This is a genomic window from Enterobacter sp. 4974935, from assembly GCF_058661735.1.
Genome location: NZ_JBZWGT010000003.1, coordinates 1132380 through 1148235 on the forward strand (window position 1 = coordinate 1132380; position 15856 = coordinate 1148235).

Genomic DNA, 15856 nt, shown 5'->3' on the forward strand with positions numbered 1-15856 from the left:
GTGGAAAAAGAGCAGCTCGTTGAGATCGCCAATACGGAGATGCCGTTCGGTAAATATAAGGGCCGCAGGCTGATTGATTTACCGGAAGAATATCTGCTGTGGTTTGCCCGTAAGGATGAGTTTCCTGCCGGGCGTCTTGGCGAGCTGATGGCTATCACATTACTGATCAAAACAGAGGGGCTGACCCAGCTGGTGCAGCCCCTGAAACGTCCTTAAACTTTCGCGGCGCGGGTCTCTTCCTGCGCCAGCTTTTCAGTCTGTGCCTTGTAACGCCGCGCCAGTACCGCACACACCATCAGCTGGATTTGATGGAAAATCATCAGCGGTAGTACCATCATCCCAATGACCGACGTCGGGAACAGAATATTGGCCATCGGGATCCCGTTGGCCAGGCTCTTTTTCGATCCGCAGAATACGATGGTGATTTCATCGGCCTTATTGAAGCCGCATTTGCGGGCCACAAAGACGTTAACCGCGATCACAATGGTCAGCAGAACAATGCTTACCACCACAATAAACAGCAGCGATCCTGCACCAACCCTGTGCCAGATGCCGTTCACCACGGCTTCGCTGAAGGCCGTGTAAACCACCAGCAAAATGGAGCTTTGGTCCGTTTTCCCGATCCATTTTTTGTGTTTCGCCACAAACGCCCCAATCCAGGGGCGGGATAAGTGTCCGAGCACAAACGGCAGTAGCAGTTGCAGACAAATTTTACCCACCTGCTCCAGATTACCTTCTGCACCATGCATGTTCATCAGCAGACCGACCAGCAGCGGTGAAACAAAGATCCCGAGCAGGCTGGAAGCCGAAGCAGAACAGACCGCCGCCGCGACGTTGCCGCCCGCCAGCGAGGTAAAGGCAATAGCAGACTGCACGGTGGCCGGCAAAATGCACAGATAAAGGAAACCGGTATAGAGCGCCGGATCGACATTCACCGGCGCCCACCAGGCAAACAGCACGCCCAGAACAGGGAAGAGGATAAAGGTGCTGCACATTACCCAGAGGTGCAGTCGCCAGTGGCTACCGCCTGCAATAATGGCTTCCCGGGAGAGTTTGGCGCCATGCATAAAGAACAACAGGGCAATGGCTGCCGTGGTCAGCCCTTCAATGACCGGAACGAAACCGCCCCGCGCCGGGAAGAACGAGGCCAGCAAGACGACACCAATCAGGGTCAGCGTAAACGGATCAAGGATACGAAAAAGTTTCATAATCACTCCTGAAAACAGATGCCGCTATTGTGCTTTCTTCCCTTTGAGAAATAAAATTGATTTATTGCATCCATTCATGAATTAAACAGATGAATTATTCACTACGTCAGCTTCGTGTTTTCGTCACCGTCGCGCAGGCCCACAGCTTCAGTCGGGCAGGGGAGATGATTGGCCTCAGCCAGTCGGCGGTGAGCCATAGCGTGAAAGAGCTGGAAACTCAAACCGGCGTGAAACTGCTCGACCGCACTACGCGCGAAGTGGTGCTCACCGAAGCGGGACATCAGCTGGCAACGCGTCTGGAAAGGCTGCTGGATGAACTGAACAGTACGCTGAGAGACGTCGGACGGCTTGGACAACAGCTTTCCGGTACCGTGAGAGTGGCGGCGAGCCAGACGATTTCGGCGCATCTTATTCCCCAGTGCATCGCTGAAAGTAATCACCGCTATCCGGATATCGATTTTGTTTTGCACGACAGGCCGCAGCAGTGGGTACTGGAGAGTATTCGTCAGGGGGATGTGGATTTCGGGATTGTTATCGATCCCGGAGCGGTAAGCGACCTGGAATGTGAAGTGGTACTCTCGGAACCCTTTTTATTGCTCTGCCGCGATGATGATCCTCTGGCATCGCTGTCGCAGGTGGCCTGGCAAGCCTTACAGGGGGCAAACCTGGTGTTACAGGATTATGCATCAGGTAGCCGCCCGCTGATAGATGCCGCACTGGCCGCACAGGGCGTAAAGGCAACCATTGTGCAGGAGATTGGGCATCCTGCCACGCTCTTCCCGATGGTCGAAGCGGGGATTGGCATCAGCGTTCTGCCGGCGCTGGCGCTGCCACTGCCGCAGGGGAGTCGTTTAACGGTGAAGCGTTTCCTGCCCTGTATTGAACGCCAGCTGATGCTGGTACGCCGTAAAAACAGGTCACTTTCCGGCGCGGCACACGCCTGCTGGGATGTGGTGCGTATGCAGGCCAGGCGTCTGATGGAGGCCCGCACGCGCGATCCACTTTTTAACGAAACCAATGATCAGATATAGATATCAATCTGATGTTCTGCGGAGGGTTTATTGACGCCTTCCGCCACGGCCTGACCGCTTTCCTGTTTTGGCATCGCCTCTTCTGCCTGCTGACGCTGCAATTGCGCCAGCTGTGCCTGCAACATAGCCAGCTGAGATTCGAGCAATTCTTGCTGCTTTTGCTTTTCTTCCGCTGTGGCATCACCCATGGCGACTTCTTTGAGTTGCTGAGTGACTTTCGTTATCTGTTTGGTCAGACGGGTGATCTGGGAAGCAATGTCGTTTCCGCCGGAGCTGTTATCTACGCTGCCGATTTCCATCGCCGACAGAGAAACGGGCTTAAGAGTTGTCATATTGAGATCCTTTTCGCCATAAAATAGAGGTATCGGCAAAGAAGGCGTGAGCTTGAGTAAAACAAGCGGTTTGGCTGCAATGGGGATGTGCTATATCGCAGATAGCAAAAAAGCGCCTTTAGGGCGCTTTTTTACATTGGTGGGTCGTGCAGGATTCGAACCTGCGACCAATTGATTAAAAGTCAACTGCTCTACCAACTGAGCTAACGACCCGAAATGGTGGGCGATGACGGGCTCGAACCGCCGACCCCCTCCGTGTAAAGGAGATGCTCTACCAACTGAGCTAATCGCCCATTTCGGAACTGCTACGATAAGGTGAGAATGGTGGGCGATGACGGGCTCGAACCGCCGACCCCCTCCGTGTAAAGGAGATGCTCTACCAACTGAGCTAATCGCCCAATCTCAATTCTTATCTACACTGCGAGTCTACCGAAGTAGATGGTGGGTGATGACGGGCTCGAACCGCCGACCCCCTCCGTGTAAAGGAGATGCTCTACCAACTGAGCTAATCACCCCCGCTGTGTGGAGTCGCATTATAGGGAGAGTTGAAAATGAGTCAACGCATTTTCTAAAGTTTTTATTCGTTCGTCGTAAAATTAGTCAAAACGATCGCAAAACGGACTGTGGTGCATGATTTCTAAACAAAAACAGCAATCTCGAACCGGATAAAGTGATCGACATTGAGGAATCGGCCCACAGTGATAGAATATTGCCCATTGTTTTCTTCCCAGGATTTGCCGATTACCGGCATCTTTATAACGTAAGGCCATTTCATGAAAATCAAAACTCGCTTCGCGCCGAGCCCGACAGGCTATCTGCATGTCGGTGGTGCACGTACTGCTCTCTACTCCTGGCTTTTCGCACGCCACAACAAAGGTGAGTTTGTGCTGCGTATTGAAGACACCGACCTGGAGCGCTCAACGCCGGAAGCAATTGAAGCCATTATGGATGGGATGAACTGGCTGAATCTGGAGTGGGACGAAGGCCCATACTTCCAGACCAAACGTTTTGACCGCTATAACGCCGTAATTGACGAGATGCTGGTCGCAGGCACGGCCTATAAGTGCTACTGCTCAAGGGAGCGTCTGGATGCGCTGCGCGAAGAGCAAATGGCAAAAGGCGAAAAACCGCGTTATGACGGTCGTTGCCGTCATGACCACAGCGAGCATGCTGCTGATGAGCCTTGCGTAGTGCGTTTTGCTAACCCGCAGGATGGCTCTGTTATCTTTGATGACCAGATCCGTGGCCCGATCGAATTCAGCAACCAGGAGCTGGATGACCTCATCATTCGTCGTACTGACGGCTCGCCAACCTATAACTTCTGCGTGGTTGTGGACGACTGGGATATGGAAATCACTCACGTGATCCGTGGTGAAGACCATATCAATAACACCCCGCGTCAGATCAACATTCTGAAAGCGCTGAACGCGCCTGTACCGGTGTATGCGCACGTATCGATGATCAACGGTGACGACGGTAAAAAGCTGTCCAAACGTCATGGCGCGGTGAGCGTGATGCAGTACCGTGATGACGGCTATCTGCCGGAAGCGCTACTGAACTATCTGGTGCGTCTGGGCTGGGCTCATGGTGACCAGGAGATCTTCAGCCGCGAAGAGATGATCGAGCTTTTCTCTCTGAACTCGGTAAGCAAATCAGCCAGCGCGTTCAACACTGACAAACTGCTGTGGCTGAACCATCACTACATCAATACCATGCAGCCAGAGTATGTGGCGACTTATCTGCAATGGCACATTGAGCAGGCAAACATCGATACCCGTACGGGCCCTGAGCTGGCGGATCTGGTGAAGCTGCTTGGCGAGCGTTGCAAAACGCTGAAAGAGATCGCCGAGAGCTGCCGCTACTTTTATGAAGAGTTTGACGCGTTCGACGCCGATGCGGCCAAGAAACACCTGCGTCCGGTTGCGCGTCAGCCGCTGGAAGTGGTGCGAGATAAACTCGAAGCCATTACCGAATGGACTGCAGAAAATGTTCACCACGCGATTCAGGCAACCGCTGATGAGTTGGAAATTGGCATGGGTAAAGTCGGTATGCCGCTGCGCGTTGCGGTGACGGGGGCAGGCCAGTCTCCGGCGCTGGACGTGACCGTTCATGCCATTGGCAAATCACGTAGCGTTGCGCGTATCAACAAGGCGCTGGGCTTTATTGCTGAGCGCGAAAGCCAGCAGTAATGCTCGTGAAATACAAATAACGGCAGGGTAACCTGCCGTTTTTTATGTCTGTTATTCAGCAATACCAAGACGCGTGAGAAAACCCTGCAAACCTTCGCGAGCGAGCAGCTTGTGCAAACGTTCCTGTTCGACAGTTGTCATGTTTTCCAGCGAGTCGATAATTTGTGGAAGCAGGCTGGATGAGGTCGCCACGCCATAGAGTGAAGGGCTTTCTGCCACATGGTAAACAGCCCGACTGTTACGAATGGCGGGAAGGCTAATGATGTGCTCCTTAACGTGCGCATCAATACATATCACCCTCGCTCTTCCGCCTTTTACACCGTTGATACCCTCCGTTTTCCATCCTTTCTGTCGTATCCAGCGATTAACGGTTTGTCGGGCGACGCCCAGACTGTCCGCCAGCTCTTCCGTGGTCATTTTGCTGCGTAATCTTTTCATATTAGCGTTGGTCGCGAATCCCTAAGCGTTGTAACAATCCGGTAATCCCTTCCCGCAGTAACAGAGATGTCATCTGCTTTTGCTCATCCGGCGTCATTTCATTCGCCAGCGTCAGGAGCAGGGCGTGAAGCGAGCCTTCGTGGTACGCCTTTTCTGGCATTTCCGGCGACTCTGTTACCCTGCGTGCGCTGCGAATAAAGTCGCGCACTTTTTCATTGACGTGTACCAGACGCGCCTTGCCGCCCTGAACGCCTGGTTTTGGCGATGTAATCCAACCCTCTTTGCGTACCCATTTATTGATGGTCTGTCGGCTATAGCCAGTCAGCAGGGCTAACTCTTCTGGCGTCATTCGTTCCTTGATCATACAATTTCCTGAATATCTGTGGGGTTAATTAGTGGTTCATTTTATAGCACCGTTTTACGTGAAAACGTGACAAGCTTAACTCCTGGCTGCGAGCAGACTCGCAAAGTGATTCATTTGCATGATTTTTCGGCGGTTGAAAGGCTGAGGTTGAATTTGCCGTTGACACTGTGCGGCGGAATTCATATTATGCCGCCCGTCAACATGACAGCTTTACGATGGGGCTATAGCTCAGCTGGGAGAGCGCCTGCATGGCATGCAGGAGGTCAGCGGTTCGATCCCGCTTAGCTCCACCAAACTCTGAACCCAACAGAGTACGGTAGGTAAAGTAACATGTGGGGCTATAGCTCAGCTGGGAGAGCGCTTGCATGGCATGCAAGAGGTCAGCGGTTCGATCCCGCTTAGCTCCACCAAAATTTAAACCCTCGTCGCCAGACGGGGGTTTTTTATATCTTGTAAAATATTTAGACTGTTTTTGTTGCAATTAACGTCATTTTCTATACCTCACCTCAATCCAAATCAATAAATAAGTCCATAAATAGACCTAAACTTGATTCGTCCAATTAATAAACCTATTATCGATCCGGTCAATAAGACGATGGTTAAATAGATTACCCGGATTAATGAATAGAAAAATTTACAATAATGTAAAAATATTTATGATTGCCCTGGCGCTAAGCCTGATTGCGATCCCCTTTTCCCGTTATATCTCTCCGCGCGCTATCGTTAACGAAAATGATGTTTATTTAGCGTGGCTGCCCTTAAGCGCCATGCTCGCCATCGTGTTGTTATTTGGACGACGGGCAATCATTCCTTTGTTGCTAAGTTTTAGTGTTACTAATGCTTATTACTTTGATTTAGCCCCGCTACAATCTATCGTTTTATTATGTTGTCAGACGTTTTCCGTCTTCGCCGCCTGTGGCGTTATCCGTTTGATGCTGGGCAAGCGCTGGCGCCACAGCATGCCGAATAAGTACATTGGTATACGTATTTTATGGCTCGGATTTATGGTGCCTGTGGGCATCAAATTATCGATGTATCTGGCGGGGTATTTATTTGATTTCCCGGTAACAATCTCCTCCTATTTCGGCGAAGGCTCTGCAATTTATAACGTTATCGATATTCAGAGTCTGATTTGCGCCGCCCTGATTTTCACCATGATGTTCTATTATCCATTAAGAATGATTATTAATCCTCGCTATGCCCGAACATTCTGGCGGCGAAGCGTGAAGCCCCTCTTTTGCAACAAAAAAGCGTTATTTATCGTTGTGTGGCTGATGCTGTTGGTCTCAATGATCGCTATTTTATGCGCGCCTTTTGAGTCGCAGTTTATTGCGGGTTATTTGATGCCGACCGTTTTCATTCTTTTTACCCTGGGTATTGGTCGTTTGAGCTATGCGCTCATCTCTTTATTCTGGGCAGCCTCAGCGCTCATGTTGTTGACCTATAATTATAATTTTCTCAATGGCGTTGAATCGGGCCACTCGCTCTCCTTTATTCTGTCGGTACTCATCTCTTTCGCTATCTGCCTGCTTTACATGTCGCAGATCTATCAGAAAAGTGAATGGCTGAAACAGGGGTGGCAGGATAGGGCGCTTACCGATCCGCTCACCGGTCTGCCTAACATTCGTGCGCTGGAAGTTTTTCTACAGCATCATCCTGAGGCCAAAGTCTGCTGCTTGCGTCTGGATAATCTGGAATTCCTGAGCCGTCACTACGGCATCCTCATGCGCGTGCACTGTAAAAAGATGATCACCGCGTCGCTGCAGCCGTTATTGCAAAAAGACGAGAAGCTCTTCCAGTTACCAGGCAGTGAACTGATGTTGGTCTTGCTGGGACCGGGCACGGCTGAACGTCTGCAATTTATGGTTGACCATCTGAACAGCCGTAAAATTATCTGGAACAAGACTGAGCTCGACATTGAGTTTGGTGCCTCCTGGGGGGAAGTGCCAAATGGAGAAAGCGTGCATCACACGCTGGGTCAGTTGAGCTGGCTGTCCGAGCAGTCCTGTTCCGGGCATAACGTCCTTGCGTTAACCAACAGTCTGGATGATGTTTCTGGTCATACGACGGACAGGGTGCTAATGCTGGCCCGTATAAAACGCGCCCTTGATATCGGTGGTCTCCATCTTTACGCGCAGCCAATTCACAACGCGCGCGGAGAAGGGTACTTTGAAATCCTTTCGCGTCTTGAAAGTGATGGTGAGATCATCACCCCTGACCGCTTTATTCCGCTGATTGCTCAGTTCAACCTGAGCCACCGATTCGACCTGAACGTGGTGGAAAAATTGCTGATGTGGATGCGCAGTCATCCATCCGGACGGGCCGGAACGCGGTTCTCCGTTAATCTGATGCCGCTGACGCTGATGCAGAACGAGATTGCAGCTGAGATCATCGCGCTTTTTGAACGCTACGCCGTTGCACCGCAAGATATCGTCATTGAGATCACCGAGGAACAGGCTTTCTCTGACTCGGGAAGCAGCATCAACAATATCCAGCAGCTGCGGGATTATGGCTTCCGCATTGCTATCGATGACTTTGGTACCGGCTATGCCAACTTTGAGCGCCTGAAGCGACTGGAGGCCGATATCATTAAGATCGATGGCTGCTTCGTGAAAGATATCTGCACCGACAGCATGGATGCGATGATCGTGCAGTCCATTTGCAACATGGCAAAAACGAAATCGCTTTGTGTGGTGGCTGAATATGTGGAATCGGCTGAACAACGCGAGATGTTGCTGCGATACGGCGTTGATTATTTGCAGGGCTATTTGATTGGTAAACCACTGCCCCTGACGGCGCTGGAGACATAAAAAAACCGGGAGCGATGGCTCCCGGTTTTCATTGAGCGGTATGGATTACAGCACCAATGCTGCGATAGAGGCAGACAGGACGCTCACCAGCGTTGAACCGTAAACCAGCTTCAGGCCAAAGCGAGAAACGACGTTACCTTGCTCTTCGTTCAGGCCTTTAATCGCACCAGCGATAATACCGATGGAAGAGAAGTTCGCGAAGGAGACCAGGAAGACGGACAGGATCCCTTCCGCACGCGGGGAGAGCGTGCTGGCAATCTTCTGAAGATCCATCATCGCCACGAATTCATTGGATACCAGTTTCGTTGCCATGATACTGCCCACCTGCAACGCTTCGTGAGCGGGCACACCCATTACCCAGGCGACCGGGTAGAAGATATAGCCCAGAATACCCTGGAACGAAATACCAAGTACGGCCGCAAACAGGGCGTTCAGCGCAGCGATCAGTGCGATAAAGCCAATCAGCATCGCGGCAACGATAATCGCAACCTTGAAACCCGCCAGAATGTATTCACCCAGCATTTCGAAGAAGCTCTGTCCCTCGTGCAGGTTTGACATCTGAATGTTCTCTTCGCTGGCATCCACGCGGTACGGGTTAATCAGCGAAAGAACAATAAAGGTGCTGAACATATTCAGAACCAGCGCTGCAACCACGTATTTAGGTTCCAGCATAGTCATATACGCGCCCACGATAGACATGGAAACGGTAGACATTGCTGTCGCCGCCATGGTGTACATGCGGTTACGGGACATCTTGCCGAGGATATCTTTATACGCAATGAAGTTCTCAGACTGACCCAGGATCAGCGAGCTGACTGCGTTAAAGGATTCCAGCTTGCCCATGCCATTAACTTTCGATAACAGGAAGCCGATTGCACGGATAACCACCGGCAGAACACGAATGTGCTGGAGGATCCCGATCAGGGCAGAGATGAAGACGATAGGGCAGAGCACTTTCAGGAAGAAGAAGGCCAAACCCTGATCGTTCATGTTGCCAAAGACAAAGTTAGTCCCGTCGTTGGCAAATCCGAGCAGTTTTTCGAACATTTCGGAGAAGCCTTTCACGAAGCCGAGGCCTACGTTGGAGTTCAGGAAGAACCACGCAAGTAAAACTTCAATGACCAGCAGCTGGACAACATAGCGAATACGAATATTTTTGCGGTCAGTGCTGACCAGCAATGCGAGTGCAGTAACGACAACGAGTGCCAGGACAAAATGAAGGACGCGGTCCATATTTGCTCCAAATATGAGGCAGGTTTAATTTCCGTGCACATTCTATGTAACAAGCACAAAGAAAACGAGATCAAGCCCACACTATAGTTACATCCTGTGACGAGTCTCAAAAATAGTGATCAACAATACATTTTTGTTATGTTAGGTAAATGAGTGAAAAGTTAAGTTTGTGTGCTACGCTTCACAAATGTCTGCGCATTTTCACATTCTGTGACCTTGCTCCACCTGCCTGTCCATTGTCCCTGGCTATCAGAGTAATCATGTTAACCATTACAAATGAACTTGATAATCATTCTCATTTTGATAGCATAAAACATAGCACAGGCTATATTTCCAGAGGCAGAAATGACGAATAGTCGCGTAGAGAGTAGCAGCGGCAGGGCGGCACGCAAGCTGCGGTTCGCATTAATGGGACCTGCATTCATTGCCGCGATTGGCTACATCGATCCGGGTAATTTTGCGACCAATATTCAGGCCGGGGCCAGTTTCGGCTATAAGCTGCTGTGGGTTGTGGTGTGGGCCAACCTGATGGCGATGCTGATTCAGATGCTTTCCGCGAAGCTGGGTATTGCCACCGGGAAAAACCTGGCGGAGCAAATCCGCGATCATTATCCGCGTCCGGCGGTATGGTTTTACTGGGTCCAGGCGGAAATTATCGCCATGGCCACCGATCTCGCCGAGTTTATCGGGGCGGCGATCGGCTTTAAGCTTATTCTGGGCGTCTCCCTGCTACAGGGCGCCGTGCTGACCGGTATCGCCACGTTCCTTATTTTGATGCTCCAGAGGCGGGGACAAAAACCGCTGGAGAAAGTCATCGGCGGCCTGCTGCTGTTCGTCGCTGCCGCCTATATTGTTGAGCTGATTTTCTCCCAGCCGAATCTGGTGCAGTTGACGAAAGGGATGGTGATCCCGTCGTTACCCACCTCTGAAGCCGTATTTCTGGCCGCCGGGGTGCTGGGGGCGACCATTATGCCGCACGTAATTTATCTGCACTCTTCTTTAACCCAAAATCTGCACGGCGGGACGAGTAAAGAGCGCTACTCCGCCTCGAAATGGGATGTGGCAATTGCGATGACCATTGCCGGATTTGTGAATCTGGCGATGATGGCGACTGCCGCCGCCGCGTTTCACTTTAACGGGCATACCGGGGTTGCCGATCTCGACCAGGCGTACCTGACGCTGGAGCCGTTGCTGAGCCATGCCGCTGCCACTATTTTTGGTTTAAGCCTGGTTGCTGCGGGACTTTCCTCTACGGTTGTGGGGACACTGGCCGGGCAGGTGGTGATGCAGGGGTTCGTACGTTTCCATATTCCACTGTGGGTTCGCCGTTCGGTAACGATGCTGCCTTCCTTTATTGTAATTCTGATGGGGCTGGATCCGACCCGCATTCTGGTGATGAGTCAGGTGCTGCTGAGTTTCGGTATTGCGCTGGCGCTGGTGCCGCTACTGATATTCACCAGCAACAAATCGCTGATGGGCGATCTGGTGAATTCGACGTGGGTGAAACGCGCCGGGTGGGCCATTGTGGTCGTGGTGGTGGCGTTAAACATGTGGTTGCTGATAGGCACAGCAGCAGGCCTGTAAAAGAAAAAGGAGCCGTGAGGCTCCTTTTTGCTGTTAATGGTGATGGCCGTGACCATGGCCTCTGCCTTTTCCGTGCCCCCTGCCGCCACGGCGGTCGTCACGATCGTTCCAGCCTTCGCGGTAGCCGCGCTCGTAGGCCTTACGCTTATCCCAGCCACGGTGATAGCCGTTATCGTGTTTCCACCAGCGGTTTTTACGCCACTCATAATGTCGGTGCCAGTAGTCACGGTCGCGCCAGTAGCCACCGTCCCAGTATCTGCCGTAGTCATCACGATCGCCAATTTGTAATTTAATCGATGGCAACAGGGTGATTTCGCCCGCATTGGCGACCAGCGGGGCCGAAGCCAGTAGTACCGCTGCAAGAATCAGTGACCTGAACATACTCTTCTCCTTCACGATCGGGGCCGCTGTGCGACCTGTTAACGCAATTTTACGAGTTGGTAAACATTCGTTTCATCGCCTCAACTCCTAAATCATGAACGAGAGCACTTTTTGCTAAAAGTGTTTTTAATCTGAACTGGACAGGATCGCTTCTATCGTCTTCAGCTCTTCTGCGGAGAAATGACGATTTTCAAGCATGCCTGCAGCATCATCAATTTGTCCGGTTTTGCTTGCGCCGATGAGCACGGATGTCACCGCATCGTGGCGCAGGATCCAGGCCAGTGCCATTTGCGAAAGCTTTTGCCCCCGTTTTTCCGCCAGCGCATTCAGCTTGCGTACCTTTTCCAGCTTTTTGTCGGTGACCTGTTCCGGATTAAGGAACTTACTGCCGCTTGCTGCGCGAGAATCTGCCGGGATGCCGTTCAGATAGCGATCGGTCAACTGTCCGCCCGCCAGGGGAGAGAAGGGGATACATCCCACCCCATTTTGCTGCAATACGTCCAGCAACCCCTCTTCAGGCGCACGTTCAAACATGGAGTACTTCGGCTGGTGGATTAGACAGGGCGTGCCCAGATCCTCCAGTATTTCAATCGCCTGCCGCGCCAGTTCTGCCGGGTAGTTGGACAGGCCGATGTACAGCGCTTTGCCCTGGCGCACCACATGGTCAAGCGCTTTCATCGTTTCACGTAGCGGCGTTTGTGGATCGGGGCGGTGGTGATAGAAGATATCAACGTACTCCAGCCCCATACGCCTGAGGCTCTGGTCCAGGCTGGAAATCAGATATTTACGCGAGCCCCAGTCGCCGTAAGGCCCGTCCCACATGGTGTAGCCCGCTTTGGTGGAGATGATTAGCTCATCGCGCCAGGGCAGGAAATCCTCCTGCAGGATGCGCCCGAAGTTGCGTTCGGCTGAACCAGGAGGTGGGCCGTAATTATTGGCAAGGTCAAAATGTGTAATACCCAAATCGAAGGCGCGCTGTAAAAGTTGACGGCTGTTTTCGAGCAGCGTCGCGTCGCCAAAATTATGCCAAAGCCCCAGCGAGATGGCGGGAAGCTTGAGGCCGCTTTGTCCACAGCGGCGATATTGCATTGTCTGGTAACGATTTTTGTCAGGTTGATAACCCATGAGCGAGACCTCTGGCGCTGGAAAGAAAAATCAGTGTATGCGTTTACACTAACCTGAAGAAAATGAGCATAGCTCAGCTTTTTTCGTAAAGCATTCTTTCCAGCCCCTGATTGTCGCCAATTCTGGACACCCTTCACGCTTATTTAATACTCAGAGTGAGGTCAACGTCAGAAGGACACCTATAATATGCGTACCCCCTATTGCGTCGCCGATTACCTGCTGGACCGACTAACAGATTGCGGTGCCGATCATCTGTTTGGCGTGCCGGGCGACTATAACCTGCAGTTTCTCGACCATGTGATAGACAGCCCGGACATCTGCTGGGTGGGCTGTGCCAACGAGCTGAACGCGTCTTACGCCGCAGACGGCTATGCCCGCTGTAAGGGATTTGCCGCACTCCTGACGACTTTCGGCGTTGGGGAGTTAAGCGCCATGAACGGTGTGGCGGGCAGCTTTGCCGAACATGTCCCCGTGCTCCATATTGTGGGGGCTCCGGGTATGGCGGCGCAGCAGCGAGGAGAGTTACTGCACCATACCTTAGGCGACGGCGAGTTCCGCCATTTCTACCACATGAGCGAACCCATCACCGTTGCACAGGCGGTGCTTACCGAACAAAACGCCTGCTATGAAATTGACAGAGTCCTGACCACCATGCTGCGGGAGCGCCGTCCGGGCTACCTGATGCTGCCCGCCGATGTGGCGAAAAAAGCCGCTACGCCCCCTGTAAGCGCTCTCACTCTTAACTCCGCACCGGCCGATTCAGCCTGCATGCAAGCGTTCCGTGAGGCTGCCGAAAAGCGTTTGTCAACGAGCAAACGCACCGCGCTGTTAGCGGACTTCCTGGTGCTGCGCCACGGTTTGCGCGCGGCCCTTCAGACGTGGGTGAAAGAGGTGCCGATGGCACACGCCACCATGCTGATGGGCAAGGGCATTTTTGACGAACGACAGAGCGGTTTTTATGGCACCTACAGCGGATCGGCGAGCGCCGCGGCGGTCAAAGAGGCAATCGAGGGGGCTGATACGGTGCTGTGCATTGGCACGCGCTTTACCGATACGCTCACAGCCGGGTTTACCCACCAGTTGACGCCAGATCAGACGATAGAGGTTCAGCCCCACGCGTCCCGCGTCGGCGACGTCTGGTTTACGGGTATCCCGATGAGGGAGGCCATTGAAACGCTGACAGCGCTGTGCAAAACGCATGTACGTGATACGCGAGCGCCATCGGATCACAGCAGCTCTTCTTTCCCCACTATCGAAGGGGCGCTGACTCAGGAGAGCTTCTGGCGAACCCTGCAAACGTTTATTCGCCCCGGAGACATTATTCTGGCTGACCAGGGGACGTCTGCTTTCGGCGCTATCGATTTGCGTTTACCGGCAGACGTGAACTTTATCGTCCAGCCGCTTTGGGGATCGATCGGCTACACGCTCGCGGCGGCGTTTGGCGCGCAAACAGCGTGTCCGAACCGACGCGTGATTGTCCTGACGGGTGACGGTGCCGCGCAGTTGACCATTCAGGAGCTGGGATCGATGCTGCGCGACAAGCAGCGCCCGATTATTCTGGTGCTTAACAACGAGGGATACACGGTTGAGAGAGCCATCCACGGGCCGGAGCAGCGCTATAACGATATCGCCCTCTGGAACTGGACGCAGATCCCGCAGGCGCTGAGCCTGGCGCCAGAGGCAGAATGCTGGCGCGTCAGCGAAGCGGAAACACTGGCGGAGGTGCTGGATAAAGTAGCACACCACGAGCGACTATCGCTGATCGAGGTGATGCTGCCGAAAGCCGATATTCCGCCGCTGCTGAGCGCGCTGACCAAAGCGCTGGAGGCGCGCAATAACGCCTGATTACCTGTCGTTTCGCCATGCCATCAACATCGGTTTGCCCGCCAGCAGGAGCCAGGCGGGCAACATCACGATACAAAGGAGCGGCAGAAGCGTGGTATCCGGCACAACAACGGCCGCCATAAACAGACTCAGCCATGCATCGCGCGTTACCACCAGTACCAGCCCCAGAATGGAGCAGGAGACGGTAATCGCCGCAGGGACAGCGTCGACGTGCTCATGCAGCATCAGCCCCAGCGCGACGCCAACAAATACCGCCGGGAAGATCCGTCCTCCCCGGAAACCACAGGCCGCAGCGATCACCAGCGCCGCCAGTTTTACCAGCGCGAACAGCAGATAATCGGAGACGCTAAAGACCTGGCTGAAGGCCAGTTGCTGCATCTCGTCCAGACCCTTAAACAGCGTAACCGTCCCGCCGATAGCGCCTAAAACGCCCAGAATAAAACCGCCCATACCCAGAATCAGCACCGGATGCTTCAGCCTGTGCATCAGACGATGCAGGCGCGGAAGACACCACACTGCGATCATTCCCAGCGCAATGGCTATCGCGACGACGACGGCACCGCTGACAATATCGGTGAGTTGCATCTGGCCATAGTGGGGGATGGGGAGTGAAAAATGGGGATGGAAAAACAGGCTGGTTGTGAGGGCCCCTGCTGCTGCGGCCATCAGTGGCGCAAAGAGTTTATCCCACAGCGGCACATCATTGTCGCTGCTGAGCGTTTGCGAAAAGATGAGCGCAGCCGCTATTGGGGTACCAAACAGTGCCCCGATGGTACCGGCGGAAGCCAGAATCGTCCAGTCCAGCGCGCCAACGCGCGGGAAAAGACGCGCTCCCAGAAAGACCGCCAGCGCGATATTAACCGCCATAATGGGATGTTCAGGCCCGAGGCTTACGCCGCCCGCAAGACCGATAATCAGCGCGATAACAAGCCCCGGCAGAGCAGAGGGAGATACTGGCGCACCAATCAAGGGTTCCAGTGCCGGGTCCGGCCCGGCATGGCCCGGGCTATAGCGGATCACCAGACCTACGGCAATTCCGGTCAGGGTCAGCATCATCATGATCCACCCTGGCGAGTCAGTGCTGATGCCAAGCTTAACCGGCAGCGCGGTCCATAAAATCGTTTGCAGCACTGCCGCTACTTTCATGACGACGATGAGCACCAGGCTCGACGCTACGCCAATAATTAGCGCCGGGACAGCCAATAACAGCATGGTTCTGGCTCGCGGATGGAGCATGATGATTTCCTTGTACAAAACGGCTTAACGTTACTTTGCACAATCAGCATTGTGGCAATAGTGCAAAAGGTGCTGAAACG

14 protein-coding genes and 6 tRNA genes are annotated in these 15856 nt (G+C 53.1%); 8 read left to right on the plus strand and 12 right to left on the minus strand.

Going from position 1 to position 15856, the window contains the following annotated elements:
- Entirely contained in the window at positions 1 to 216 is a 216-nt protein-coding gene (locus tag AC4OVS_RS06610; RefSeq protein WP_003861328.1) for a DUF3820 family protein, read from the plus strand.
- Here AC4OVS_RS06610 and AC4OVS_RS06615 read toward each other — a convergent pair.
- Complete coding sequence (locus tag AC4OVS_RS06615; protein WP_022648941.1) at positions 213 to 1208, minus strand: bile acid:sodium symporter family protein; 996 nt, start codon at positions 1206 to 1208, stop codon at positions 213 to 215. The two genes, AC4OVS_RS06610 and AC4OVS_RS06615, sit on opposite strands and share 4 nt — an antisense overlap.
- An 89-nt stretch (positions 1209 to 1297) precedes the next feature.
- On the opposite strand from AC4OVS_RS06615, the gene AC4OVS_RS06620 reads away from it, so the two are divergent.
- Entirely contained in the window at positions 1298 to 2239 is a 942-nt protein-coding gene (locus AC4OVS_RS06620) for a LysR family transcriptional regulator (RefSeq protein ID WP_032676151.1), read from the plus strand.
- Here AC4OVS_RS06620 and AC4OVS_RS06625 read toward each other — a convergent pair.
- From AC4OVS_RS06625 to AC4OVS_RS06645, 5 genes are all read right to left on the minus strand, one after another.
- Positions 2230 to 2571 (minus strand): FlxA-like family protein, encoded by a 342-nt coding sequence (locus AC4OVS_RS06625; protein ID WP_022648939.1) that lies wholly within the window; start codon positions 2569 to 2571, stop codon positions 2230 to 2232. The two genes, AC4OVS_RS06620 and AC4OVS_RS06625, sit on opposite strands and share 10 nt — an antisense overlap.
- 137 nt (positions 2572 to 2708) lie before the next feature.
- Positions 2709 to 2784: transfer RNA gene (locus tag AC4OVS_RS06630), tRNA-Lys, on the minus strand.
- A gap of 4 nt (positions 2785 to 2788) precedes the next feature.
- Positions 2789 to 2864: transfer RNA gene (locus AC4OVS_RS06635), tRNA-Val, on the minus strand.
- 29 nt (positions 2865 to 2893) lie between these two features.
- Positions 2894 to 2969: transfer RNA gene (locus AC4OVS_RS06640), tRNA-Val, on the minus strand.
- A 41-nt stretch (positions 2970 to 3010) separates the two neighbouring features.
- Positions 3011 to 3086: transfer RNA gene (locus AC4OVS_RS06645), tRNA-Val, on the minus strand.
- A gap of 258 nt (positions 3087 to 3344) precedes the next feature.
- Here AC4OVS_RS06645 and gltX point away from each other — a divergent pair.
- Entirely contained in the window at positions 3345 to 4760 is a 1416-nt protein-coding gene (gene gltX, locus AC4OVS_RS06650; protein WP_022648938.1) for a glutamate--tRNA ligase, read from the plus strand.
- 51 nt (positions 4761 to 4811) lie between these two features.
- Here gltX and AC4OVS_RS06655 read toward each other — a convergent pair whose 3' ends face one another.
- Together AC4OVS_RS06655 and AC4OVS_RS06660 are read right to left on the minus strand one after the other, a co-directional pair.
- A complete protein-coding gene (locus AC4OVS_RS06655) occupies positions 4812 to 5198 on the minus strand; it encodes a YfeC-like transcriptional regulator (protein ID WP_032622330.1) in 387 nt (128 codons plus the stop codon).
- A gap of 1 nt (position 5199) precedes the next feature.
- Positions 5200 to 5562: a YfeC-like transcriptional regulator gene (locus AC4OVS_RS06660; protein WP_022648936.1), complete on the minus strand. Its 363-nt coding sequence runs from the start codon at positions 5560 to 5562 to the stop codon at positions 5200 to 5202.
- Positions 5563 to 5779: 217 nt separating this feature from the next.
- On the opposite strand from AC4OVS_RS06660, the gene AC4OVS_RS06665 reads away from it, so the two are divergent.
- From AC4OVS_RS06665 to AC4OVS_RS06675, 3 genes are all read left to right on the plus strand, one after another.
- Positions 5780 to 5855, plus strand: a tRNA-Ala gene (locus AC4OVS_RS06665).
- Between the two features lie 41 nt (positions 5856 to 5896).
- Positions 5897 to 5972: transfer RNA gene (locus tag AC4OVS_RS06670), tRNA-Ala, on the plus strand.
- Between the two features lie 210 nt (positions 5973 to 6182).
- Complete coding sequence (locus AC4OVS_RS06675; RefSeq protein ID WP_108367186.1) at positions 6183 to 8372, plus strand: EAL domain-containing protein; 2190 nt, start codon at positions 6183 to 6185, stop codon at positions 8370 to 8372.
- A 45-nt stretch (positions 8373 to 8417) separates the two neighbouring features.
- On the opposite strand, the gene nupC is transcribed toward AC4OVS_RS06675, so the two are convergent.
- Positions 8418 to 9605 carry a nucleoside permease NupC gene (nupC, locus tag AC4OVS_RS06680; protein WP_022648934.1) on the minus strand — a complete coding sequence of 396 codons (1188 nt, stop codon included), beginning with the start codon at positions 9603 to 9605 and terminating at the stop codon, positions 8418 to 8420.
- 345 nt (positions 9606 to 9950) lie between these two features.
- On the opposite strand from nupC, the gene AC4OVS_RS06685 reads away from it, so the two are divergent.
- Positions 9951 to 11189 (plus strand): Nramp family divalent metal transporter, encoded by a 1239-nt coding sequence (locus AC4OVS_RS06685; protein ID WP_023300656.1) that lies wholly within the window; start codon positions 9951 to 9953, stop codon positions 11187 to 11189.
- A 33-nt stretch (positions 11190 to 11222) separates the two neighbouring features.
- Here the strand turns inward: AC4OVS_RS06685 and ypeC are convergent, their stop codons facing one another.
- Both ypeC and mgrA read right to left on the minus strand, forming a co-directional pair.
- Positions 11223 to 11570: a DUF2502 domain-containing protein YpeC gene (ypeC, locus tag AC4OVS_RS06690; RefSeq protein WP_022648932.1), complete on the minus strand. Its 348-nt coding sequence runs from the start codon at positions 11568 to 11570 to the stop codon at positions 11223 to 11225.
- Between the two features lie 126 nt (positions 11571 to 11696).
- A complete protein-coding gene (gene mgrA, locus AC4OVS_RS06695) occupies positions 11697 to 12695 on the minus strand; it encodes an L-glyceraldehyde 3-phosphate reductase (RefSeq protein ID WP_023300655.1) in 999 nt (332 codons plus the stop codon).
- Positions 12696 to 12881: 186 nt separating this feature from the next.
- Here mgrA and ipdC point away from each other — a divergent pair, with 186 nt between their 5' ends.
- On the plus strand, positions 12882 to 14540 hold the full coding sequence (ipdC, locus tag AC4OVS_RS06700; RefSeq protein ID WP_022648930.1) for an indolepyruvate decarboxylase: 1659 nt from the start codon (positions 12882 to 12884) through the stop codon (positions 14538 to 14540).
- On the opposite strand, the gene AC4OVS_RS06705 is transcribed toward ipdC, so the two are convergent.
- Positions 14541 to 15776, minus strand: coding sequence for an ion channel protein (locus AC4OVS_RS06705; protein WP_038416469.1), 1236 nt, complete (start codon positions 15774 to 15776; stop codon positions 14541 to 14543).
- Positions 15777 to 15856: the final 80 nt, after the last annotated feature.